This window comes from Pantoea sp. RIT-PI-b (genome assembly GCF_001187905.1).
GTDB classification, from domain to species: domain Bacteria; phylum Pseudomonadota; class Gammaproteobacteria; order Enterobacterales; family Enterobacteriaceae; genus Pantoea; species Pantoea nemavictus.
Genome location: NZ_LGIS01000033.1, coordinates 125,468 through 148,265, shown reverse-complemented (window position 1 = coordinate 148,265; position 22,798 = coordinate 125,468). Strand labels below are relative to the sequence as shown.

The following is a 22,798-nucleotide window of genomic DNA, read 5'->3' as shown; positions in this document are numbered from 1 at the left end:
CGCATCAGGATTTGCAGCGCATTGGCACCCGGGAACGCCTGGCCTTTGGCGTGGGCGATTACGGTACCAACTTAACCTATACGTTAATGGTGACTTTTCTGGCGTTTTATTACACCGATGTGGTCGGGATATCAGCGCTGTTGGTGGGATCGCTGATGTTTTTTGCCCGAGTACTGGATGGCATAATCTGCATTTATGTCGGGATACGCATTGATAAAACGCGATCCCGCCTGGGCAAGGCCCGACCGTGGGTACTCTGGACCGCGGTGCCTTTTGGCCTGTCGGCATTTTTAATGTCGACTGTCCCGAATGTGAGTTACACATGGCAAGTGACGTATGTCTGCATTACCTATTTACTGACTAACATTATGTTCACCGCCAACAACATCGCTTACGGCTCGCTGCTGGCTTTAATCACCCGCGATAACTATCAACGCGGTATGTTAAGCGTTTTCCGGAAAGGCTTCTCAACCTGTGGCTCGCTTACCGTTGGGGTGTTAACCCTGCCCCTGGTCGCGTTCTTCGGCAACAGCAGTACATCCTGGATAATCGTTTTTGCGATTTTCGGCCTATTTACTGCCGTATTCCTGCTACTGACAGCGTTAGGAACCCGTGAACGTGTGGAGCCCGTCAGCAATGACAACAGCCAGCGAATTAATGCCCAACAGGTCGTGCGCTCCGTCATGGCAAATCGTTACTGGATGATCATCTTTTTCTACCTGATGATCACTTTTACCAGCCTCACCGCATTGTCGGCGGTGGGGGTGTATTACTCCAAATATGTCCTGTCTGATGTTTCGCTGATTGCTTATATCAGCATGGCCCAATATATACCGGGCTTACTCACCCTGATGATTATTCCCACACTGCTTAAGAAACTGGGCAAACGGCGTCTTGCCATGCTTGGACTGATCGTTTGTTGCATTGCCTACCTGCTCCCCCTGTTCAACAAACAGGATGCGCTGTTTGTGATCATGGCGACGGCCATACGCAGCGTGGGATTCTGTGGGATTGGCGCGACCATGTTCGCACTGCTGGCAGACACCATCGATTATGGCGAATGGCGAACCGGGCTGCGAATTGAAGGCATCCTCTTCAGCGCCGGAACACTCGGACAAACTTTGGGCATGGGGTTGGGCACGGCAAGCGTTGGCTGGATTTTGGGGGCGGCGGGTTTTGTCAGTGGCGGCAGCGCGCACCAATCTGAGACAGTCATCAAGACTATCGAATTCCTGTTCATCTTTTTCCCGCTGTTCCTTGCGGCTCTGAATCTGGTGCTGCTGTGGTTTTACAAACTTGATAATTTCTACAGTCAGGTCGCGCGCGATCTCTCTGCCGGTCGTTATCAGCAAGCTGAAGTGTCAGATGCAGCCACTGCTGGCAAAAGGTTGCAAAGTCAGGAGTGATCCCTTTAACACATTTGCTACGTACTCCCTTCTGCACGGGAGGGAGTCACTTATAGTAGACAGCGTTTTTTAGCCCGGATGGATGCCAATGGATGAACTGAACGACGTGGAGATGTTGAGTTTTTCTCCGCTCATGAAAAGCTTTACCTTCAATGCATTTATGGTCTCCGGGTTCACGCCGATAAGCCCTGGCAGCAAACTCGACTTTTTCATCCATCGCCCTAATGGCATGCAAGGTTACATGATCAATCTGACGCTGAAAGGCGAAGGGATAATTCATCATGCCGACGGTGAGTTTCACTGTCAGCAGGATGAGATGTTACTTTTCCCACCGGGCGTGATTCACCATTACGGCAGAGCAAAGGAGAGCATCGCGTGGGATCATCTCTGGATCTATTTTGTCCCTCGTCCCTACTGGATTGACTGGCTGCGCTGGGATAGCCACCAGGGGAACATTGGTCGCATGAAGCTGCCCGATGATGTCCATAGCCAGCAAATGGTCCAGCTCTTTAAAGAGGTCATTGCCAATAATGCGATAGGATCGGCGCTGCCAGAAGCATTGGCTATGAATGCGCTTGAACGCATCATTTTAAAAACCTTCCAGCTGCAACCCACCAGCAATCGCCACAACAGAGATCCGCGTATTCAGACTGTTTGCGATTACATCAATGAACACCTGTCCGAAGATACGCGTATTGAAGAACTGGCGCGCATGACCTTCCTCTCAACCTCGCGTCTGACCCACATTTTCAGAAAAGAGATTGGCAATACCATCTATGGCTGGCGGGAACGGCAGCGCGTCTCCCGCGCCTGTGATTTACTCCGGCATACCCAGCTCAATGTCACTCAGGTCGCGCGGGCGGTAGGCTATGAAGATCCTTTGTACTTTTCACGCGTGTTTAGTCAGCACTATCAGTTGAGCCCGCGCGATTACCGCAAGAAATTTGAGCGCGCGCCACTATTCTGATGAGGCTGGAGCCAATGCCTGAAAGTTGGCGGGGATCGAGCAAGGTCAGGCCGCCAAAGAGATACAGGCGCTCAATGACATCCCCATCAAACCTCCGCTCCAGAACACCAGCAGAGGAAGGTGTTCACCCCAATTGATAACCGCTGGATACACAGGCGTGATTGCCCCACTACAGCAGACAATCACGTTGGCTGAAAGCGTGTTCAGAAGCCGATATTGATGCGTACCATAATGGCCTGAGAGCGCGTTTTTTGCTGATCAAGTCCCAGCGTGCCCTGATAGGCAATGCCGGGTGTAATGTTGTGCGGCAGCAGGAAATCAAAACCGGCCCCTAACGCCAGCGATCGTCGGCTTTGTTGATAAAGCGGGATATTCCAGCTGTCGTCAGCCACATCGGCGTAGCCCACGCGTGCGCTGCCACTGTTATTAGTGAGCTGTGAGTATTCCAGACGGCTATGCAGTTTTATCACGCCCCAGCTAGCAAGGACGTTATGTTCAGCGCGCAGACCGCCCGTGGTCACACCCTGGGCGATTTCCTGCGACGCGTACGCCAGGTTGAAGATACCGGCATTCGATTCGCTGTAACCATCAAGCCACGTACGGTAATACTGAACACGTGCATAAGGGGATAAGAGGCTAAGGGGAGTTCGGAACTCGTAGCCCGTGGTCAATGACGTAAATACCTGATGCCCGTCGCGGCTGCCGCGTGCTACCGCATCGAATTCACTGACGTGACGTCTGCTGTCAAAGGTGAGTGAGTTGTAGCCCAGCAGGCCATCAACAAAGAAAGCGTTAGGGTGCCAGCTTCCGTAAAGAGCCGAGCTGATGGCGCGACCATTTGTACGGGATCCCGCATCGCCAACATCACTGACATCACGACCCAATCCGATACCCATTCCGGCCGTGAAGGCTGGCGTGAAGCGATAATCTGCTCCTGTTGTGATCCCCACCGTTGTGTGACTGAAGCGCACGGCATCATCTTTGTCATGGCCAAAATCGATGTAGCCTCCGGTCCACCAGGAGAGGCGGCTAGTCTCATGACGACCTGCAAAAGGCGCCGCAGGCTCGGCAAGATGTTGCTGGGCAGGCGTATCCAGATATTGCCGTTGTGCCTGCCAGGCTGAAGACCAGAATCCGTTATCAGCACCACGTTCAGGGCGGCTGGTGGGCATATTGAACCGAATCGCGTTGCTAATGGCAGGCTGCATCACCCCACTATGCAGCTGTTCCAGACGATCGTTAAAATTACGTATCTGCGCACGGGCAAAGTTTTGTGCAGCCTGTACCTGCGCGCTAATAAGACCAATCACATCCGCATCTGTGGCCGGATTGGGCCGCGAAGCAATCGTAAAGGTGACGCGCGCGGGTTGCGTGGTGCCGGAGGCACTGGTCAGCGTATAGCGTAACGCGACGGTTCCGCTCGCCTGCTGCGCCGCCGTGAACAGCAGTTGGTAGTTGCCGCCTGAGGAGGAGATCGTGGCGCTCCCCAGCCCGGTTTGCGGCGCGTCCAGCAGCTGTGCACTGGTGAAAGGCCCTCCCGTCGCACCCTCTGAAAGCGTGACTTTTACGGATTGTCCGGCGTAAAGCGAGGCCGTGTGATCGGCAGCAACTGCGGCGGCAGGCGTCACCGGCAGCGTATAGACAGACTGCGTGCTGGCGCCGTGGCTATCGGTTGCCGTTAAGGCAAAGGAAAACGAGCCGGCTACCTGCGGAATTCCTCTTAGTTCCCCTGCAGCGAATGTGATGCCCTGAGGCAAGACGCCGCTCAGCTGCCAGCGGTACGGCGCTGTGCCGCCGGACGCGCTGAAACTGCGGGCATAGCTGCTGCCCACCGTGCCGTTGGGCAGCACGCCACCGGCTGGCTCCAGCGCCATGCTGACGGCTGAAACTGTCAGATTGACGGTGGCTTCCGCAGACGTGCCGTAGGCATTGGTGGCGGTATAGGTAAAACTGTCGGCACCTGAATAGCCGCTGACAGGGGTATATCGGATACGAGTCCCGATAACCCGTGCGATGCCGTGCGTAGCTTGACGAATAACGGCCACGCTGGTAACCGAGCCGGCAATCGGAAGGGTAATGGCGTTGTCGCTGCTGTCTGCGCTTATGTTTGCAGACAACGGACTGACAACCGGAGCGGAACCGGCTGCGGCGATGCTAAGGGTGTAGTGGGCGATAATGCTGGCACCATAAACATCGGTTGCCGTGACCTGTGGGCTGTAGCTGCCCGCCAAAGAGGGGCTACCGCTGATTTCACCATTGCTGCTGTTGATGGTTAACCCCGCAGGCAGTCCCGTTGCTGTCCAGGTGTACGGTGCCGTTCCCCCTCCCACAGAAAGGGCGACGGTGACGTTATCCCCCACCGTCGCGCCAGGCAAAGAGCCTGAAGCTGGCGAGAGGATCAACGTTGGTGCGGTTACCGTCATGGTGACAACGGCGTTTGACGACGTACCTGATGCGTTAGTGGCGTTCCAGCTAAACGCATCTGTCCCGGAATAACCTGCTGTTGGTGTGTAAATCAGCGTGGAACCGCTGAGGTTCACCGAACCATGTCCCGGTACGGCTACGATCGCAAAAGAATCTGCTGCACCGCCGCTGGTGGGCAGCGGGATAACATTGCCTGAGCTATTTGCCGCAACCGTGGCAGAGCTGTTGTTTGCAACTACCGACGCCACCGCACGCGTGGCGTCCACGATGTAAGATTTCGTGGTGCCGTCCTCGGCAGTTACCGCAGTGGTGATAGTGGTTGTGCTTCCTGCCGCCAGGCTAATGGTGCCAGACGCAGATCCTGATGTTACTGCGTTACCGTTTACAGTGATGGTCGCGTTTGCATCTGCTGAAACAGGGGTCAGGGAGATGCTGGATACGCTATTGGCAACCGCAACACTGTAATGTGTGGTTCCGGCCACGAAGGAGGGCGTTAATATTCCGCTAGAAACCGACAAGTTGCTAAGGGTTGCGTCACTGGAGGGCGTTGCCGCTGCACCCGTACAGGTGAACACAACATTGCTTATCTGACCATGCGATGTGTCGAGGCGAAGACGTAAACCGCTAGCAGCCAGGTTGCCCGCAGCAATACTGAGCGTCTCAGTATGGGGAGAAGTGCTGGTGGACTGGGAGGTATAGTAAGTCTGAAAGCCAGCATAACTTGTAGTGGTTAAACCTATGCTGTCCGTATCCATCGAAATCTGGCCGTAGCCAGCACCGCTATCGGTAAAACTCACGACCAGTGCGTCGACCGCTTCAAAATCAGCCGCCGGGAAGGCATTGGCAGTAAACGAAAGCGAAGACGATCCACTCAGAGCATTAACGGAAGTACAACCGTTTGATAATGCATAGGCAGAGGACATTGATGTGGAAAAAATAACAAAAACGGCAAAGGAAAACCCCACCGCCTTTTGCAGTTTGGAAAAACGAAGCACCATCATTCACCCTGAGATTTTTATGTTTATATAAGCTATTCAGCTTAATATTCTTGGGTCAGGCTACCATGAGGGAAACCGGAGTGATGGGCGGAGATAAATCCTTTTCATCCATTATTTCATGCCATTCCAGTTGGCGCTGGAGAGAGTCTGTTAACGCGAAAGCTTATATAACACATGCTCCGCCAGATAATGATCAGCGGGCAGTGCCGGAAAATACTTCATTACTTCAACATCAGCATTGAGTTCAGCAAATGGGTAAAAATCTTTTTCATTCCATTGCCTGATGTTCAGGCGGTCTGTCTATAGCATTTAAACACACCTTGAGGATCCGTTATCCAGATGCCTTAATTTACTTAATTAACCGGATTGCAGAGTTTCCTTATAAATAACGCTGATACTCAACCACCTCCCTGACTTTATTTAGCGCGTCTTTCAGCTTATCCAGGCTTACGGAACCCAAGGCGAGGCGAATAGCATGCGGGACGTTTTGAGTCGTACTGAAGGGTTCGGCTGATGAAACAGAAATTTGCTCGTTCATCAGCTGGCGTACCACCCGTTCAGCACGAATCTCTTCTGGCAGCGGCAGCCAGATAAAATAAGAGCTGGCATGACTCACATACTCGAGCGGCGCCAGGCATTCCCGCGCGAGTGTTTGCCGCTGACGAGCATCTTGCCGTTTGAGCGATTCCAGCCGGGTAATCGTTCCATCCTCCAGCCAACCGGATACCAACGCCATCATCAGCGAAGGTGTGTTCCAGGCAGTGGCACGGATAGCGCGTTCAAGCGCAGGACGAAAAGCCGGCGGACATACCACCGCGCCAACCCGCAGGCCGGTCGCAATGTTTTTAGAAAAGCCGGTTACATACAGGGTTCTTTCCGGTGCGAAATGGGCCAGCGGCGGTGGAGAACCGTGCGCGAGATAAGCATAAGCAGCGTCCTCAATAATCACCAAATCATGTTGACGCGCAATTTCGCTAATCTCACGGCGCTGCGCATGGTCCAATACCCAGCCAAGTGGATTATGCAGGGTTGGCATGGTGTATAGCGCCTTTATGTGACGACGTTGGCAAAGCTGTCTCAGCGCACTCAGATCTGGACCTGTCGCCGTGACAGGGATGGGAGCCAGCTCCAGATGATAAAGACTGGCCAACGCTTTGAATCCCGAGTAAGTCAGCGCATCCACAGCGACCACATCACCCGGGCGCAGCATCCCCATCGCGGCAACGGTTAATCCATGCTGAGCACCGTTAACGATGAGAATATTTTCAGCCGCCGCCTTGAGACCTGAAGCGGTAAGCCAACGTGCAATGGCCTCGCGATCGTTTTGTCTGCCAGCATGAGGCTGATAGCGCAGCAACGAAGCTAAATCACCGGAGGTCGTGAGATGGCGTAGCGCATCGCGCAGCAGTTCTGCCTGGTTTGGTAAAGAGGGATAGTTAAAATTGAGATCCACTACATCGGTGGCTACCACCTGCTGATCCATTCCCAGACCCGGCGGCAGGGAAATTTCTCTGACAAAGGTTCCACGCCCGGTCTCGCCGCTGACCAGCCCCATCACTTCAAGCTCTGCATAAACGCGCGTTGCGGTGGCCAGTGAGATGCGCTGCGACGCAGATAACGCACGGTGAGTCGGCAAACGCGTACCTGCAGACAAACCACCTGCGCGAATAGCAGCCGCGAATTCGTCAACAATTGCCTTATAGCGAGCCTTCATCAAATGTATCCATGACAATATTTTGATTGTTATGGATTCTGGCGTTTACCATCCGTAGCGTCAACGTGTCAGAAAATATTCATCGGTACACATCACTCAACGGAGTTTTAACGTGGTTAATAACAGGGACCGAAGCGCCCTTTCGGGTTGGCTGAATGGCCTGCTGGGCGTGATTATTTTCAGCGGCTCACTTCCGGCAACACGCATTGCGGTGCAGGAAATCGACCCGTTCTTTCTTACCTTTATCCGGGCGTCAATCGCTGGAGTATTGGCGCTAATGCTAATTGGTTGCTTCAGAGAAAAGCGCCCTGATACTCGCCAGGTCTGCTCATTAATCATCGTGTCTTTGGGTGTCGTGGTCGGTTTTCCGCTGTTAACTGCAATGGCTTTACAGCACGTTACCTCCGCGCATTCGATTGTATTTCTCGGTCTTCTGCCACTGGCCACCGCTATTTTTGGTGTCATTCGTGGAGGAGAGCGACCACGATTCGCTTTCTGGATATTTTCCATACTTGGCAGTCTCTTCGTGGTGGGGTTCGCGCTGTCACAGCAGGTTGCCGTCTCATTAACCGGCGATTTGCTGATGCTCGCATCGGTGGTGGTTTGTGGTTTGGGATATGCCGAGGGGGCCAGACTTTCGCGTCAGTTGGGAGGTTGGCAGGTCATCAGCTGGTCACTGATTCTTTCGCTTCCTTTTATGCTGGCGGCATCATTTGTCACTCTGCCTGAATCCTTGGGTCACATCAGTACATCCGCCTGGTTAGCGCTTGGCTACGTGTCACTGTTTAGCATGCTGATTGGCTTTATTTTCTGGTACAAGGGCCTCGCCATCGGTGGCATCGCCGCTGTGGGTCAGCTACAGCTGCTGCAACCTTTTTTTGGGCTTGGCCTGTCCGCTACATTGCTGGATGAAGCCGTCAGCCCATTGATGATTGCGGTCACGCTGGGCGTGATCCTCTGCGTTGGAGGATCGCGCCGGTTCGCAGGTTAGAAATGTCCTGCCCGTTTCAGCTTGCTTCAGATGTGTTCAAAAACAGCTGCATAAACGTCAGATCAAGCCAGCGGCCAAACTTAGTGCCAACCTCGGCCATGCGACCCGCTTCGGCAAAACCTAGCTTTTTGTGCAGCGCAATGGATGCGACGTTTTCAGACTCAATGCCAGCGACCATCACGTGCTTGCCCTGTTCTGTCGCCAGCCGGATAAGCTCTTGCATCAGTGCAGTCCCTGCTCCGCTCCCGCGTGCACTCTTATGGACGTATACCGAGTGTTCTACGGTATATCGGTATCCATCCCAAGGACGCCAGTCCCCATAAGACGCATAGCCCAGCACCACGTCCATTTCGTTTACCGCTACGATGACCGGAAAACCGGCAGCGTGCCGCTCGCTAATCCATTTGATGCGGTTAACAAAATCGACGGTTTTGTCGTTCCAGATTGCGGTGGTGTTAAGCACGGCATCGTTATAAATCTCCGCAATCACTTCCGCATCGCGTTCTGTTGCACTACGAATAAGCATGGTAGACACCTCATCGTTGATTCACTAAAGTAGATAAATCGTACACTATCGTAGTTATCCATTATGTTAGATGAAATGTCCAGTAAAGAAGATCAGCTCAGCGCCCGCATCGGGCAGAAGGTACGACAGGAAAGGGAAAAACGGGGCTGGTCATTAACGGATCTGGCGCAGAACTCAGGCGTTTCGCGGGCGATGATCCACAAAATCGAACGCGGAGAGAGTAGCCCGACCGCCACCCTGCTGGCACGACTTTCAGGATCGTTTGATATGTCCATGTCGCAACTTCTGGCGCTAACAGAGATGCGATCGGGCACGCTGGTCAAATATGAGAATCAGGCTGTCTGGCAGGATCCGGAAACCGGCTACATCCGCCGCCATGTCTCACCTGGACAGATGCCTGTTGATCTTGTCAGCGTTGAACTTCCGGCCAACACGGCGGTGCCGATGCCAGCCATCTCGTATCTTTCACGCCGCCAGCTGATATGGGTGATTGAGGGCAAACTGTCGTTTGAGGAAGGCACGCATACCTTTGAGATGCTCACGGGCGATTGCCTTGAGCTGGGCGATCCCGCCGATTGTGTATTCAGAAATGACACTGACGAAGTGTGCCGCTATGCCGTTATTGTGCTCAAGCCAGCCTGACGAGACTTGCCGGTATGCTGGTGGTTTTTATTCACCAAGAGCAAATCCGGCCAGAGGCACACTTCCTCATTTTTGATGAACAATTAGCATTTTTTGCATAAAAAATTAGGTTGTACATAAAGACAATCGCTGTACAAGTTTTCCAGCCATGTATAACTTTACATTTAGACATCACCGGCTATATTTTTAGGAAAGTTCGCCATGCGTCAGCCTGTGGCCTGAAGGTTGATGAGTATCGAGATGTCTCCGCATGGCTGATAACAGCACAGAGATTCTCTTAATAAGCACACTGCCCCGCCTAACGGACAAAGGAGAGAAAATAAAATGCACCAAAGCACGCAGCAGTCGTCTGTCGAAGCAAATATTATTCATCACTTCCGCAGTGCGGGTGACCAGTTTTCGGCAGAAGCGGCCGTGATGGACGCCGCAATTCGCGACATTATGAATCATGGAGAGAACCTCACCAGCAGCGCCATGATTCTGCATCTCATCGCAGCCATTGAAAACACCTCTGATGAAGCACAACTTGATGTATTAATTAATGCGCTCAAAGTCGTCGTGGGATATACCCCAGGTGAAGAAGAGCGATGGGCCTATTTTGACTGGTGAATAAATGGTCATGCAGGTCCAACCTGGCATATCTCCCGAATTATGCAAAAGCCGGGAGATATGTCGGGTCGAATTGTCATTACCGAACTATTCAACCTTCAGTTCACTTCATTTTCTCGTTCACTTTATTTGCCTATCCTATTTCGGTAGCGTTACTACTTTATTAAATAGCATTGAGTTGGAGCTCAGGCTTATGCCGTGACCGTGCGTCACTTGTTTATGCCAGCACCCGCCGTCTGAACACCTGCCGCCGCACCACCGCCAGCAATATCCCACCCACAATCAGCAGCGTGCCGAGTACTTTGCTGTGATCGAGGGTTTCATGCAGGATTGTCACGCCCATCAGCAGCGCCAGCGCCGGACTAAGCAGCGACCACGGCAAAATCTGGCTGGCGGGATAGCGTTTCAGCAAGCCGTACCACAGCGAATAGGCGAACACCGAAGAACCTAATGCGCTGTAAATCACGCCCAGCCAGCCACGCCAGCCCGCTTGCAGCAGTAAAGTGAATTGATGTTGCTCGGTGAGTAGCGAACTTATGCCGACCAGCGGGATGGCAAACAACGATAGCCAGCCGGTCATCGCCAGCGGTGCAATGGGCGGCAGACGCTTGATAATCACCGTGCTGCATGCCCAGCCGCAGGCGCTGATCAGCAGCCACATCATACCCTGCCAGTGCGTAAGTGCTGGAGTGCCCGCCAGAATCATCACGCCGAAAAATCCCCCCGCCACACCAGAAATTTGCCGATAGCCAAGCCGCTCTTTCAACCAGAACGCCGCCAGCAGCATGGCCAGCGGCGTACCCATTTGAATAAACACCGCGGTGGTACCGGCATCAGCGGTTTGCATGCCGATCACCATCAGCCCGAAATGCACAAAGCCGAAGGTGAACGCCAGCAACAACATACCGGGCAGCTGGCGCCGTGTCAGACGGTGAAACGGCAGCAGAATCGCCGCCACCAGCATAAACCGCAGCGTCAACATAAACAGTGGCGGTAGCTCCATGAGGCCGAACTTCATGGCGATGACGTTAAACGCCCAACCGTTGACCACCAGTACCAGAATCAGCACATCGCGCAGCGACAGCGCTTTCACGCGCGCAACCGTCCAGGCGTTTGCTGGTGATAATCGTGCTCCAGCTGGAAGCGGCGTGCCAGTGCCAGCAGCTGACGTTCGGCGCCGTCGCGGCCAATCAGCTGCATGCCAATCGGCATGCCGTCGCGATCAAAACCCGCGGGTTGGCTGATGGCCGGTAATGCCGACAAACTCGCCAGCGCGTTGTAGCGCATGTTGCCGGTCAACACGCTCTCTTCGCGATCGCCCATCTGAATCACTTCCAGACCTTTATGCGGCGCAGTAAACGGCAGCGTCGGCACCAGAATCACATCCACCTGATTAAGCTGTTGCAGCATCTGCATGCGAAACCCGGTACGGAAGCGCTGCGCCTGCAGATACTCCACCGCCGTAATGCTCAACCCGGCCTGTAATAATTTGCGTACGTCCGCGCCGTACTCCTGCGGGCGGTCTGCCAGCCACGCAGCGTGCAGCGAGGCCGGTTCTGCGAGATTGATCAGCACCAGCGCATTCACCGCCTGATCAAGCCCGGTGAAACTTAGCGTCTGGCAACGCGCGCCGGCGGCACTAAACCACTGCACCATTTGATTGTAAGCGCTCGCTACATCCGCTTGCACCTGCTGATGCACATCCGGCAACAAACCGATGCGCAAGCCTGCCAGTTCTGGCATGGCACTGAGTTTTCCTGCTTTGCCCTCAAGCACATCGAACAGTACTTCGCACTCTTCAGCGTAACGCGCCAGCGGACCCACCGTATCGAGGCTGGTGGCCAGCGGGAAAATGCCTTCGGTGGAAAGCCGGCCAACGCCCGGGCGCAAACCGGTGATGCCATTCATCGATGCCGGTAACCGAATCGATCCGCCGGTATCGGTTCCCAGCGTTGCCACGGCGCTGCGCACCGAGGCCGCGACACCTGAGCCGCCGCTCGAACCGGCGGGGGTGCGCGAGTCATCCCCCGGATTGCTGCTGGCGCCATAATGCGGATTATTGGTGGTGCCTCCCCACGCGAACTCATGCATGTTGGTGCTGCCAATAATCAGCGCGCCCGCCTGCTTTAGACGCTGCACCACCACCGCGTCGCGGCTGGCGATGTTACCGCTGAGGATTTTGCTGCCCGCATGCATCTCTTCACCCGCCAGATCGATATTGGCTTTGATGGCGATCGGCATGCCGTGCAACGGGCCAAGATCGTAACCCTGCTCCAGCAGGCGCTGACTGGCTTTGGCCGTTTGCCGCACCTGCGCAGCATAGACCTCAGTAAACGCATTCAGATCGTGGGTGGCCTCTTCGCGTGCCAGACAGGCTTCCACCAGTTCCGGCACGCTGGTCTGTCGCGTGCGCAGCTGCTGCGCCAGCGCCAGCATCGAGGCATCAATAAGTTCAGTCATGCGGCAACTCCAGCGGCGGTTGTAAAGCCGAAACCCACGCTTGCGCCGGCAATAAAGTTGGCGGGAAGTGCTGCGCGGCAAAGGCGCTGACACCCGCCGCACGCGCTTCGCAATCGGTCAGTAAATGCTGCAGCTCAGCGGCATCGGCCGCACAGTGGCGCTGAATCAGCGCCAGCCGTAGTGCAATACTCTCCATAGCGGCTCCTTATTTATCGCCCAGCGCATCAACCGCCGCTTTGGCTTTGGTTGCCAGATCGACATTCACGTTGTTCTGATAAGAGGTGGCTTCCGAGGGATAGGCTTTGATGTTTTTGGCATACAGTGCAATGTTCATGTTGTTGTCCCACGCTTTCTGCGACACCAGTACATTCTCCGGATAACCCTTAGCGTCAATCTCACGCTGTACCGCTTTTTTCACCACCGCTTCCGGCAACGCCGGGAAGTATTTGCGTGCAATCTGTACCGACTCTTCCTGATGTTTATAGATGAAACGTGAAGCCTGTTCGAATGCGGTCACTACCGCCTGCGCCGCCTGCGGATTTTTGTCGATGTACTGCTGCGTAGTCGTCAGGCTGGAGAAGGCGAACGGATACCAGGATTGTGCCGCCGAAAACGAATAGACCACATGCAAACCATTCTGCTGCTCAGCCATGGTAACCTGCGGTTCCGCTGCCAGCGCGTAATCGGCTCTACCCGCCGCCACCGCCGGGATTTCATTGCCGATCGCCACGTGCACCAGCTTCACGTCCTTGAGGTTGTTCTGTTTGATCAGATAACTCATGAACGCCCAGGTGGTATCCGGCTGCGGGCTGGTCACCACGCGTTTACCGGATAACAGCGACAAATTGTCCTGCAGCGAAGCGGCTTCTTTGCCGAAGACAAAGATGGTCGGCGCATTCTGTACCCCCGCCACTCCCACCCCCTTACCGCCGTTTTCCCGGGTTTTCGGCACAAAAACCGGATCCTGAATCGAGAAATCCGCCGAGCCGCCAATGACCGCCGCCCAGGATTGCGCCCCGCCACCACCGGTGCTGATTTTTACCTCAACGCCCTGCTGCTTAAAAAAACCCTGCTCCTGCGCCACGTAAAGCGGCAGATAAAGCAGCGACTGGAAAGCCTGGTTGATGCGTACCGGCGTGTCAGCAGCTAACGCCGGATTGACACATACCAGTGAAGCCAAAGAAACTGCGGCAGAGATCGTAGCGAAGCGAAATGTTTTCATGATTATTTCCTGTCCCAGGAGAGAATGAGGCGTTCAAGAAAAGCCACCAGCGCGTTAAAACACAGCATCATCAGCATGACCAGCACGATGCCAGCCAGCACAATGTTCATACCGAAGTTGGAGCTGCCGAGCAGGATCATGTGCCCGACGCCCGCATCGGACGAGATGTATTCGCCAACGATGGCACCGACCAGCGCAAAACCCACGTTAAGGCGTAAACCGGAGAGCACCCACAACATCGCTGATGGCACCACCAGCTTGAAGAAAATTGTGCCGCGCCCGGCATTGAAGGAGCGCAGCAGATTAATCAGGTCAGGATCGGTACGCATCGCGCCTTTATATGAGGTGGTCAACGACACCACCACGCAGGAGAACGCCACGATCACCACTTTCGACAGCATTTCGGTGCCGAACCAGATGATGGTCATCGGTGCAATCGCCAGCACCGGAATTGAGCCAATCGCCGCGATAAATGGCGCGGCAAGATCGGAGATAAAGCGGGAATACCACAGCAGCAGGCCAAGGATCGATCCCCCAATCGCGCCCACCGCAAAGCCAACCAGCGTTTCCACTGCGGTGACGCGGATGTCGGTGAGCATTTCGCCGCTGTGGAAGCGTGCCACCAGCACTTCCCAGACCTGCGATGGGCTGGAAAACAGAAACGCGTTGATGTTGCCGCTGCGAACCCCGAGTTCCCAACCGCCAAGCAGCAGCACCACAATCGCAATCTGGAGCACCAGCAGCGTGTAACGGCGCGCGTTAGCCGAGCGGAAGAAGGTTTCGCGGCTGCTGCGATTTGCGGTCGCGCCGACCGTCGGGCGCGAAGACAGCGTATTCATCACCATGTGATCCTCTTGTTAGTTAACCGGCTCAGGTTGCGTGCCGATGCTGCGCCAGATGCGCTCGTAATATTCATTGAAGCGCGGCGCCAGGCGGCGTTCAGGAATGGATAAGCTGTCGGTGCCGAGATCGACCTTAATTTCCTGCACGATCTCTCCCGGACGCGCTTTCATTACGTAGACGCGATCCGACATCGTCACCGCCTCTTCGATATCGTGCGTAATGAAAATCACCGTTTTATGCTGATCCTTCACCACGCTGAGCAACTCGCTCTCCAGCGCGATTTTCAGCGGGTAATCCAGCGCTTTGTAGGCTTCATCCATCAGGATGATTTCCGGGTTGGTCACCATGGTGCGCATTAGCGCCACGCGTTGGCGCATGCCGCCGGACAATTGCGCAGGATATTTCTGTTCAAAGCCGGTCATTTTGTAGAGCTCAAACAGTTCACGCGCTCTGGCGCGCGCTTCGGCTTTCGGCGTGCCGCGTACTTCCAGGCCGAGAATCACGTTGTCGATCACCGTCCGCCACGGAAACAGCAGATCTTTTTGCAGCACATAACCGAGTTCCGGCGATGGCGTGCCGGTGGTTTCACGATTCTTCAGCAGAATGCTGCCGCTGTCGGGCATGAGCAGGCCGGTAATAATGTTGAACAGCGTCGATTTGCCACAGCCGCTCGGCCCCACAAACGAGACGAATTCATTTTGGTTAGCGTGGAAATTCAGGTTGCGCAGAACCGTCACTTCGCCGCCCGCCGTCGGATAACTTTTATGGATGCCTGCGGCTTCCAGTACCTTAGTCATGGTTTTCCCCCAGAGGTCGCGCGTGGCGATTGTGAACCGTTAAGGGTGAAGGCGGCGCCTGCACCGGAACGTAATCTTTCAGGAAGTGATAACCGAGATAGTCGCTGCTGCGCGCACGCAGGATGGCGGATTGGATCTCCACGTTGGCCAGCGCCATGCCTTCGCGGCTACCGCTGTCGGCAATAATCTTGCCGAGCGGATCAATGATGCGACTGTGGCCGTGATAGTGCAGATTGCCGTGCTGCCCGCACAGATTGGATTCGACCATCCAGCACTGATTCTCAAGGGCGCGCACCCGGCCAAACAACGTGTAGCTATCGACCATGGGGTCGGCATCCCCGGCGCTGCCATCACCGCCGTAGCCCCACGCGGTGGGCATGATCATGATGTCCGCCCCTTTCAGCGCCAGCTCGCGCGTACTCTCCGGGAACACCTTGTCGTAGCAAATCAGCATGCCGATGCGACCCAGCGCTGTGTTAAACACCGGGAAGTCGCTGCCAGGATAGTAAACGTGCTTCTCATCGCCCGGCTGATGCACCTTGCGATATACGCCGATTAAACCTTGCGGCCCCAGCAGCACCGCGCTGTTGAACAGCACTTCGGCACGTTCGGGGTGGCGCTCCGTCATGCCGAACACCACATGCAGGCCAAGCTGAGTCGCCAGGCGCTGCAATGCCTGAACGCTTTCACCCTGCGGCACCACTTCGGCCTGTGCCATTTGCCACGCCACCGCGTCGCCGTTCCAGTTGAGCGTGTCTGGCAGATAGCCCTGTAAAATCTGCTCTGGAAATACCACCAGATCGGCACCTTCCTGCGCCGCATGCTCCATCCACGCCAGCAGGTTATTGAGATTGCGAGCTTTATCGTAAAACGCCGTTAAGGTGACGCTGGCAATGGTGATGGCGGTCATGACTACAGCTCCCAGAAGTTTTTTTCTAAGCTGCTACGTAACTCACACTATGACCAATACAATTTTCTTATAGGAAATTTTTTATCATATGTGAGAAATTAGTGTTCACATTCACTCTGTGGAAGAGAGTCAGCACGATGAAAACCACCCGACAGCATGAAGCCTCCGGGCTGGGCGCAGCCACCACCGGCGAGCAGGATTTTGGTATGCGCATCAAGACCCTACGTCAGGCGCGTGAACTTACGCTGGAGCAGGTTGCCGAGCTCAGCAGCGTATCTATCTCCACGTTGTCGAAGATTGAGAAAGGCCAGGTTTCGGCGTCGTTCGATACCATCGCCAAAATCGCCAGCGCTTTTGATTACTCGCTGGCCGAACTCTTTGCTGAAGATCTGCCTGATTCACCGCTGCCCCGCGGCGCCATTCAGGGGCGTCGTACTTACACGCTGGCGGGCAAAGGAATTGCATTCACCAATCCGTGGTTTCGCTATGAAGTGCACGCCGCTGAGCTGCTGGTAAAAGGCATGATTCCGGTGGTGATGGGCATTGAAACCCAGCAATTGCCGCCGCCAGAAGCCTGGTCGCAGCATGCGGGCGAAGAGTTTATCTACGTGCTAAGTGGTGAAGTGATGTTGCACACGCAGCTGTACGCACCGCTGCGGCTGGCCAAAGGCGATAGCGCCTACATCGACAGCACCATGCGCCATACTTTTGTGCGTCTGAGTGACGAAGCCGCCAGCTTGATCTCCATCTGTCAGACGGAAAAGCTGGATATTGAGGATCTGGCGCGCGGAGCGCCATGTTAGTCTGCTGAGGCATTGTTCATTCGAAAGGAGCTTCAGAAATGGCAGCACGGGAACATCATTATCAGGTCACGGTTCGCTGGACCGGCAATCGCGGCAACGGCACGGCATCCTATACCGCTTACGATCGTAACGCAGAGCTGATTGCCGCAGGAAAAGAGACGGTGGCGTTGAGCGCCGATCCGGCTTTTCGTGGCGATGCGGCGCGCTGGAATCCGGAAGAGTTACTGCTGGCTTCAGCCTCGGCCTGCCATAAATTGTGGTATCTGCATCTCTGTTCAGATGCCGGGATTGTGGTGAAAGCGTATGAAGATGCGGCAGAAGGCACCATGATTGAAGAGACGCGCGGTCGCTTTACCCAGATCATCCTGAAACCACGTATTACGCTGCGCGATCCGGCAGATGCGGACCGCGCGCGTGCGCTACATCATCAGGCACATGAGGCCTGTTTTATCGCCAATTCACTTAACTTTCCGGTAATTTGCGCACCCGAGTTCAGTTAAGTCAGGCCGCGCCGGCCAGCGAGGGTTGCCATAAGCGCACACCGTTGCGTCCGGCGCGTTTCACTTCGTATAGCGCCTCATCAGCGTGTCGCAGCCATTGACGGATCGATTCCGCATGTGCCGCAGAAGCAATGCCAATACTCACCGAGCAATGAAACTCCGCTGAAGCCGGTAGGCGCACCTGCGCTATTTTCTCTTGCAAACGCCTGGCCAGCGCCACCACCGATTCGTCGCTGGCATGGTGCACAATCACGCCCAGCTCATCGCCGCCAAAACGCGCTGGAATATCCTGCAATCCTACATGGTTACGCAGCAACGCCGAGATCTCCGCCAACAGGAAATCGCCTGCCTCGTGGCCCCAGGTATCGTTTACCGATTTGAAATAATCGAGATCCATCAGCAACAAATAGCCCGCGCTATCACCGCGCCGGGTACTGAGAAATTCGCTTTCCAGCCGACGCTCAAACAGGCGACGGTTGGGGATCTCCAGACCCGGATCCATCAGCGCGATGCGCTCCAGCTCACGATTTCGTTTGCGCAGCTGCCAGGTAAGATTGTATGACGTGACGCTCAACACCAGCATGTAGCAGGTTGCTAGCGGCAACGTTAACCACACGGTTTGCGTGCTAAACGCCAGATGCACGCCTGCGCCATCCACCAGCCATACCAGCACAAACGCAAACAGAAAGGCCTGCATCGCGGCGATTAACTGTGCCGCGCCGCCAGCGGCATAGCGATCGGAGGCCAGCACCGCCATGATGATAAACGAGGGCAGCGGACTTAACGCCATCAGCGCCACCCAGATGCCGCCAAATGCGGCGTCGAGGGTGAGATTATGTCGCTCGCTGGTCGTAGAGTCTTCGGCGCGTAGCGCGCGGCGATAAGCCAGCCACGGCCAGAAAAAGGCATTCACGAATAACAGCGCGCTAAATCCCACGCTGCGATTCATCTCCATCAGCACCGATAGAATCGGGAAAAAACATAAAATCGTGCCGAGCTGACGCATGATGAACATGCGACGTACGAAGCGTTGGGAACGCCGCTTCAAATGGCTATCGTCAGGTGAGTAGTAGTTCATGCATGGGAGATATCAGGGCGACAAGAATTGCAGTTTAACGGGAAAAAGTAGCCGCGGATCGCTTTATTTTAAGAATATTTACCTTGCCATTTGTTGGCAGAACAAAAATCTCGCATTGTGTGCAAAAGAGAGGCAGTGGAGATCAATCTGGAGCGACGTCCACTGCCCTGTTGTCTAGCGTGTCGCGCCCTGCAAGCGGAACTGCGCCACCAGCCGTTCCAGCATCATCGCCTGCTCTTCCAGCGAATTCGCCGAGTGTGAAGAGGCGCTTACTAGCGTGGCGTTCTGCTGCGTGGTGGTATCCAGCTCGCCGACCGCTCGGGCGATCTGCTCGATGCCGCGGCTCTGCTCATCGGACGCCGCTGAAATCTCCCCCATAATCTCATTCACGCGCGCAATGCTGCCGAGAATATGATCCATGGTTTCACCGGCGCGCGCCACCTGCTGGTGGCCATTGCTGATGCGGCCCACCGATTCACTGATGAGCTGCTCGATATCTTTAGCGGCACCGGCACTGCGCTGGGCCAGATTACGTACCTCGCTGGCGACCACAGCAAAACCGCGTCCTTGTTCGCCGGCACGAGCCGCTTCCACCGCAGCGTTAAGCGCAAGGATGTTAGTCTGGAAAGCAATGCTGTTAATCACGGCGGTGATATCGGCGATTTTCTTCGAGCTTTCAGAGATTTCGCCCATGGTATTCACCACATCGCGCACCGCGATGCCGCCTTTATTGGCATTGTGTGAGGCTTCAGCGGCGATCTGGCTCGCCTGACGCGCATTCGCGGCGTTATTTTTCACCGTGGCGGTGAGCTGTTCCATGCTGGCGGCCGTTTGCACCACCGCCGCAGCCTGTTGCTCGGTGCGCGATGACAAATCCAGGTTACCCTGATTAATCGCGCTGGCCGCCTGCGATACGCTACTGACACTGCTCAACACATCGCCAATCATGCTGCGCAGGCGTTCGTTCATGCGACCCATCGCCGAAGTCAATTTACCTAATTCATCATGCCGGTCAGTAGCAAACTGCGAACTGAGATCGCCATTGGCGATACGCTCCGCCAGTTCCAGGTTGTGGAAAACCGGACGCGTAATCTGGCGGATGATGTACCACGCCACCAAAACGCCAAACAGAATGGCCAGGCCACCTATCAGCAACGAAATCGCCGCCGAGCCGTTGGCCAGTTCATCGTTACGCGCTTTGACGATGGTAATAATCTGTTTGATTGCGGCGCTGCTCTTATCGCCTGCCACTTTAACGGTGTCTTCCGCGCTACGCAGTTGCCCATAGGCATCTGCCGCTTGCAGGCTCAAACTTTTGAATTTTTGTGTCTCATTCCACAGCGCGTTAAATTCACCCTGCTGTTCTGGCGGCAGCTGTGCCAGTAAAGCTTTCATACCTTGATCGGCCTGCTGGAAATGGTTCTCCAGCGTTTTACGCAGCGCATCGCTGACGTTAAAGCGCAGCGCCCACGCCTCTTCACGCACATTACTGATGGCAAAAAGCTGCTGATAAATTTGGTTGGTGAGATCGGGATTGGTGACGGGAGTGCGAATAAGTTGGGTGTAGCGTGACGTCATATCCTGCTGACTTAAGCTATCAAGCTGCGAGCGCAGGCTGTTGAGTTGCTGCGTGGCCTGCGTCATTGCGCCAATACTGTTGTGGAAACTGGCGAGATGCGTCGTCAATTCATCGACCCGCTCTTTGGCACCTTCAGTCCAGGAGAGCTGTTTCGCTTCGCTCGTCAACTGTTGCGCGTGAGTGACGTAGTTCGCCATGACCTGACCGGATTTGTCATCACCATAAAGATATTTGAGGCGATTAATTTTGGCCTGAAACACTTCAATATTGATGTCATAAATCAGGTTGGTTTTCTGATAGATGTCATGAATGGCGTTAAAGCGCTGCACGCTTAATCCGGTGGCTAGCGCCACTAACAACAGTACGATGCCGAATCCTGCCGACAACTTACGGGTAATGCGCACATTACGTAAACGGGATACCAGCCCCATGTTCCCTACTCCTGCGTTTGTTGTTTTTGTACATTTGTAAGGGAGTTATCGGAACACGGCGGAAAATATTTATTAGGGATTGCGTTAAAAGTGATTGCAGGATGTGACGCACTTCTGAAAAGTCGCATGGATAGGCTTGCTATAACGGTTACCAGACGAAATAAGATTTGAAAGCGGCTAAAATGCCCTGCCATACTTTCATATCTTGACTATTTTCTCGTGGTATTACCTTTTCCGCTACGGGAAATGTGGCTTCCGCAGCATCCGCCATTCCGCGTTGAATTCCCCGTCATGACACATTTTTGGCTGGCATGGTTTTTGCTTAATGCAAACATCATTCTGTTCAGGATTAAAATAATTATGTCATCTACTACGCTCAACAAAGGACCTGCCGTAGGTTTTTTTATGGAGACATCGTTTCATTATGATGTCTATCGAAACATCATTCTGAAACTACTTGATAGTAAAATTTCGTGCGAAATTATTATTAATGATTTGATAGAAGATGATTTTGTCAAAAGTATGCTCGGTTTCTTACGCACAGTTAAGGTTAAAAAGTTAACCTGTTCTTTGCTATCCACGGTAATAAAACAGTCTAAAACATACTTATGTTTTGTTAGTCCTTATCACCTTCACTATGCTCAGGATATGGCGAGAGTTCATATTCGTACCGTTTATGGTCTGGCTAAAAACGAATGGAATCATGCTGAATGGAATAAAAAATACCACTCTATTTTATGTTATAGCCACTATACGGAAAAATCATTAAATCTTCCTGAGCGTGTTAAGGTTGTCGGTAATCCGCGCTTTGATGACTGGCATAACAAGACTTATTCGCAGAATATTCCGGATAATTTGAAACTATCTGCAACCAAACCCACGCTTCTTTATGCGCCTACCTATGGCGATCTTAGCTCATTACCACACTGGGCAGAACGGCTGAGCCGTCTGAGTACTGATTACAATGTCATCACTAAATTGCATCATGCGACCCTCTATAAAGCGAGTGAAAGACAGGCACTCAAAACGGCCAAACGTTTCCTGAAAAGAATTGTAGTGGATAATAGCGCCACCTTTGCACTGCTAAAACATGCAGATTATGTCATTAGCGATAATAGTGGTTTTATTTTTGACGCCATCAACGCAGATAAAAAAATTATTTTACTGGACTGGGAAGGAATGGGTGATTTACTAAAAGATAATAAATCCTATAGCAATCACCACAGCCCGGAACAACAAGTTCGACAATTTCTACCCGTAGCGCGTGATATGCCAGACATCAGGCATTATTTATCTGATGAGTATCCGTGGCGCAACAATATTGACACGCTGCAAAATATCAAGACTGAGTATTGTGATGCATTTAATGATGGAAGCGCGGGTATGCGCGCAGCACAGGTCATTGTTGATGCAATAAAAGCATTAGATTGAAAGCGACTACATAAACATCAGTCTGGTGACAGGACTGATGTTATAACCGCTTTTTTATCACCTCAATCAGCGATGTGGTAGAAATAGTCGGCGTGCGCTCTAGATAAACGACTTCAGCCAGCGATGAGAAGTGGTCAAACTTGCCTTTCCAGTCATCACCCATAACTAAAATATCTGCGTTATATTGTTTAATATAGTCAGGCTTTAACTCCAAAGACTCTTCCAGAAAAACCTCATCAACATACTTCATGCTCGCGATTATTGATAACCTGTCACTCTCTTCATAGATCGGATAGCGTGCTTTTTTATGGAAATTCAGTGCATCTGATGAAACTCCCACAATCAACCGATCGCCCAGCATTTTTGCGCGTCGCAAAATATTCAGATGCCCTACATGGAAAACGTCAAAGGTGCCAAAGGTAATAATTATTTTCATTTCATAGCCGATTGAAAGAGAGAACAGATAA

Annotated in this window: 21 protein-coding genes; 8 read left to right on the top strand and 13 right to left on the bottom strand. The window is 53.7% G+C overall.

The features are described 5' to 3' along the window. Positions 1 to 11 precede the first annotated feature (11 nt). Both AC790_RS21690 and araC read left to right on the top strand, forming a co-directional pair. Positions 12 to 1,406, top strand: coding sequence for an MFS transporter (locus AC790_RS21690; RefSeq protein ID WP_235440759.1), 1,395 nt, complete (start codon positions 12 to 14; stop codon positions 1,404 to 1,406). Positions 1,407 to 1,494: 88 nt separating this feature from the next. Next, the gene (gene araC / locus AC790_RS21685) at positions 1,495 to 2,373 is read left to right on the top strand and encodes an arabinose operon transcriptional regulator AraC (RefSeq protein ID WP_049853153.1); all 879 of its coding nucleotides are present in this window, start codon (positions 1,495 to 1,497) and stop codon (positions 2,371 to 2,373) included. Positions 2,374 to 2,576: 203 nt separating this feature from the next. Here araC and AC790_RS21680 read toward each other — a convergent pair whose 3' ends face one another. After that, positions 2,577 to 5,795, bottom strand: coding sequence for an autotransporter domain-containing protein (locus AC790_RS21680; RefSeq protein ID WP_049853152.1), 3,219 nt, complete (start codon positions 5,793 to 5,795; stop codon positions 2,577 to 2,579). Positions 5,796 to 6,174: 379 nt separating this feature from the next. Then, positions 6,175 to 7,509, bottom strand: a complete 1,335-nt coding sequence (locus AC790_RS21675) for a PLP-dependent aminotransferase family protein (protein ID WP_049853151.1) — start codon at positions 7,507 to 7,509, stop codon at positions 6,175 to 6,177. A 112-nt stretch (positions 7,510 to 7,621) separates the two neighbouring features. Between AC790_RS21675 and AC790_RS21670 the strand changes: the two genes are divergently transcribed. After that, complete coding sequence (locus AC790_RS21670) at positions 7,622 to 8,500, top strand: DMT family transporter (protein WP_049853150.1); 879 nt, start codon at positions 7,622 to 7,624, stop codon at positions 8,498 to 8,500. A 16-nt stretch (positions 8,501 to 8,516) separates the two neighbouring features. Here AC790_RS21670 and AC790_RS21665 read toward each other — a convergent pair whose 3' ends face one another. Next, positions 8,517 to 9,026: a GNAT family N-acetyltransferase gene (locus tag AC790_RS21665; protein ID WP_049853149.1), complete on the bottom strand. Its 510-nt coding sequence runs from the start codon at positions 9,024 to 9,026 to the stop codon at positions 8,517 to 8,519. Positions 9,027 to 9,089: 63 nt separating this feature from the next. Between AC790_RS21665 and AC790_RS21660 the strand changes: the two genes are divergently transcribed. Both AC790_RS21660 and AC790_RS21655 read left to right on the top strand, forming a co-directional pair. Further along, positions 9,090 to 9,668 (top strand): XRE family transcriptional regulator, encoded by a 579-nt coding sequence (locus tag AC790_RS21660; protein ID WP_049853148.1) that lies wholly within the window; start codon positions 9,090 to 9,092, stop codon positions 9,666 to 9,668. Between the two features lie 324 nt (positions 9,669 to 9,992). After that, complete coding sequence (locus AC790_RS21655) at positions 9,993 to 10,277, top strand: biofilm development regulator YmgB/AriR family protein (RefSeq protein ID WP_007885172.1); 285 nt, start codon at positions 9,993 to 9,995, stop codon at positions 10,275 to 10,277. A gap of 217 nt (positions 10,278 to 10,494) precedes the next feature. Here the strand turns inward: AC790_RS21655 and AC790_RS21650 are convergent, their stop codons facing one another. Genes AC790_RS21650 through AC790_RS21620 form a run of 7 tightly spaced genes read right to left on the bottom strand, consistent with a single transcriptional unit; the run spans position 10,495 to position 16,509 of the window. Beyond that, a complete protein-coding gene (locus AC790_RS21650; protein ID WP_082204302.1) occupies positions 10,495 to 11,370 on the bottom strand; it encodes a DMT family transporter in 876 nt (291 codons plus the stop codon). Then, complete coding sequence (locus AC790_RS21645; protein WP_049853147.1) at positions 11,367 to 12,737, bottom strand: amidase; 1,371 nt, start codon at positions 12,735 to 12,737, stop codon at positions 11,367 to 11,369. Before AC790_RS21645 ends, AC790_RS21650 begins: the two co-directional genes overlap by 4 nt. Then, a complete protein-coding gene (locus AC790_RS21640) occupies positions 12,730 to 12,933 on the bottom strand; it encodes a hypothetical protein (RefSeq protein WP_049853146.1) in 204 nt (67 codons plus the stop codon). The genes AC790_RS21645 and AC790_RS21640 overlap by 8 nt, the downstream gene beginning before the upstream one ends. A gap of 9 nt (positions 12,934 to 12,942) precedes the next feature. Then, positions 12,943 to 13,959, bottom strand: coding sequence for an ABC transporter substrate-binding protein (locus AC790_RS21635; protein WP_049853145.1), 1,017 nt, complete (start codon positions 13,957 to 13,959; stop codon positions 12,943 to 12,945). A gap of 2 nt (positions 13,960 to 13,961) precedes the next feature. Next, positions 13,962 to 14,798: an ABC transporter permease gene (locus AC790_RS21630; RefSeq protein WP_235440758.1), complete on the bottom strand. Its 837-nt coding sequence runs from the start codon at positions 14,796 to 14,798 to the stop codon at positions 13,962 to 13,964. 18 nt (positions 14,799 to 14,816) lie between these two features. After that, positions 14,817 to 15,599 (bottom strand): ABC transporter ATP-binding protein, encoded by a 783-nt coding sequence (locus AC790_RS21625; RefSeq protein WP_049853143.1) that lies wholly within the window; start codon positions 15,597 to 15,599, stop codon positions 14,817 to 14,819. Continuing rightward, positions 15,592 to 16,509: a carbon-nitrogen hydrolase family protein gene (locus AC790_RS21620; protein WP_007885195.1), complete on the bottom strand. Its 918-nt coding sequence runs from the start codon at positions 16,507 to 16,509 to the stop codon at positions 15,592 to 15,594. The genes AC790_RS21625 and AC790_RS21620 overlap by 8 nt, the downstream gene beginning before the upstream one ends. Positions 16,510 to 16,646: 137 nt before the next feature. Between AC790_RS21620 and AC790_RS21615 the strand changes: the two genes are divergently transcribed. Next, positions 16,647 to 17,312, top strand: a complete 666-nt coding sequence (locus tag AC790_RS21615) for a helix-turn-helix domain-containing protein (protein ID WP_049853142.1) — start codon at positions 16,647 to 16,649, stop codon at positions 17,310 to 17,312. Between the two features lie 38 nt (positions 17,313 to 17,350). Then, on the top strand, positions 17,351 to 17,812 hold the full coding sequence (locus tag AC790_RS21610; RefSeq protein ID WP_049853141.1) for an OsmC family protein: 462 nt from the start codon (positions 17,351 to 17,353) through the stop codon (positions 17,810 to 17,812). Position 17,813: 1 nt separating this feature from the next. Here the strand turns inward: AC790_RS21610 and AC790_RS21605 are convergent, their stop codons facing one another. Together AC790_RS21605 and AC790_RS21600 are read right to left on the bottom strand one after the other, a co-directional pair. Beyond that, positions 17,814 to 18,890, bottom strand: coding sequence for a diguanylate cyclase (locus tag AC790_RS21605; protein ID WP_049853140.1), 1,077 nt, complete (start codon positions 18,888 to 18,890; stop codon positions 17,814 to 17,816). A 174-nt stretch (positions 18,891 to 19,064) separates the two neighbouring features. After that, entirely contained in the window at positions 19,065 to 20,900 is a 1,836-nt protein-coding gene (locus AC790_RS21600) for a methyl-accepting chemotaxis protein (protein WP_049853139.1), read from the bottom strand. Positions 20,901 to 21,260: 360 nt separating this feature from the next. Between AC790_RS21600 and AC790_RS21595 the strand changes: the two genes are divergently transcribed. After that, positions 21,261 to 22,331, top strand: coding sequence for a CDP-glycerol glycerophosphotransferase family protein (locus AC790_RS21595; RefSeq protein ID WP_161804884.1), 1,071 nt, complete (start codon positions 21,261 to 21,263; stop codon positions 22,329 to 22,331). A gap of 40 nt (positions 22,332 to 22,371) precedes the next feature. Here AC790_RS21595 and AC790_RS21590 read toward each other — a convergent pair whose 3' ends face one another. Next, the gene (locus AC790_RS21590; protein WP_049853457.1) at positions 22,372 to 22,767 is read right to left on the bottom strand and encodes an adenylyltransferase/cytidyltransferase family protein; all 396 of its coding nucleotides are present in this window, start codon (positions 22,765 to 22,767) and stop codon (positions 22,372 to 22,374) included. Positions 22,768 to 22,798: the final 31 nt, after the last annotated feature.

Bases quoted from the DNA above. Each gene is read 5' to 3' on its own strand.
- AC790_RS21610 (WP_049853141.1), top strand. From the start codon at position 17,351: ATGGCAGCACGGGAACATCATTATCAGGTCACGGTTCGCTGGACCGGC.
- AC790_RS21620 (WP_007885195.1), bottom strand. From the start codon at position 16,509: ATGACCGCCATCACCATTGCCAGCGTCACCTTAACGGCGTTTTACGAT.
- AC790_RS21645 (WP_049853147.1), bottom strand. From the start codon at position 12,737: ATGACTGAACTTATTGATGCCTCGATGCTGGCGCTGGCGCAGCAGCTG.
- araC (WP_049853153.1), top strand. From the start codon at position 1,495: ATGGATGAACTGAACGACGTGGAGATGTTGAGTTTTTCTCCGCTCATG.
- AC790_RS21675 (WP_049853151.1), bottom strand. From the start codon at position 7,509: ATGAAGGCTCGCTATAAGGCAATTGTTGACGAATTCGCGGCTGCTATT.
- AC790_RS21660 (WP_049853148.1), top strand. From the start codon at position 9,090: ATGTTAGATGAAATGTCCAGTAAAGAAGATCAGCTCAGCGCCCGCATC.
- AC790_RS21615 (WP_049853142.1), top strand. From the start codon at position 16,647: ATGAAAACCACCCGACAGCATGAAGCCTCCGGGCTGGGCGCAGCCACC.
- AC790_RS21600 (WP_049853139.1), bottom strand. From the start codon at position 20,900: ATGGGGCTGGTATCCCGTTTACGTAATGTGCGCATTACCCGTAAGTTG.
- AC790_RS21590 (WP_049853457.1), bottom strand. From the start codon at position 22,767: ATGAAAATAATTATTACCTTTGGCACCTTTGACGTTTTCCATGTAGGG.
- AC790_RS21665 (WP_049853149.1), bottom strand. From the start codon at position 9,026: ATGCTTATTCGTAGTGCAACAGAACGCGATGCGGAAGTGATTGCGGAG.
- AC790_RS21640 (WP_049853146.1), bottom strand. From the start codon at position 12,933: ATGGAGAGTATTGCACTACGGCTGGCGCTGATTCAGCGCCACTGTGCG.
- AC790_RS21605 (WP_049853140.1), bottom strand. From the start codon at position 18,890: ATGAACTACTACTCACCTGACGATAGCCATTTGAAGCGGCGTTCCCAA.
- AC790_RS21625 (WP_049853143.1), bottom strand. From the start codon at position 15,599: ATGACTAAGGTACTGGAAGCCGCAGGCATCCATAAAAGTTATCCGACG.
- AC790_RS21595 (WP_161804884.1), top strand. From the start codon at position 21,261: ATGTCATCTACTACGCTCAACAAAGGACCTGCCGTAGGTTTTTTTATG.
- AC790_RS21635 (WP_049853145.1), bottom strand. From the start codon at position 13,959: ATGAAAACATTTCGCTTCGCTACGATCTCTGCCGCAGTTTCTTTGGCT.
- AC790_RS21630 (WP_235440758.1), bottom strand. From the start codon at position 14,798: ATGAATACGCTGTCTTCGCGCCCGACGGTCGGCGCGACCGCAAATCGC.
- AC790_RS21680 (WP_049853152.1), bottom strand. From the start codon at position 5,795: ATGGTGCTTCGTTTTTCCAAACTGCAAAAGGCGGTGGGGTTTTCCTTT.
- AC790_RS21655 (WP_007885172.1), top strand. From the start codon at position 9,993: ATGCACCAAAGCACGCAGCAGTCGTCTGTCGAAGCAAATATTATTCAT.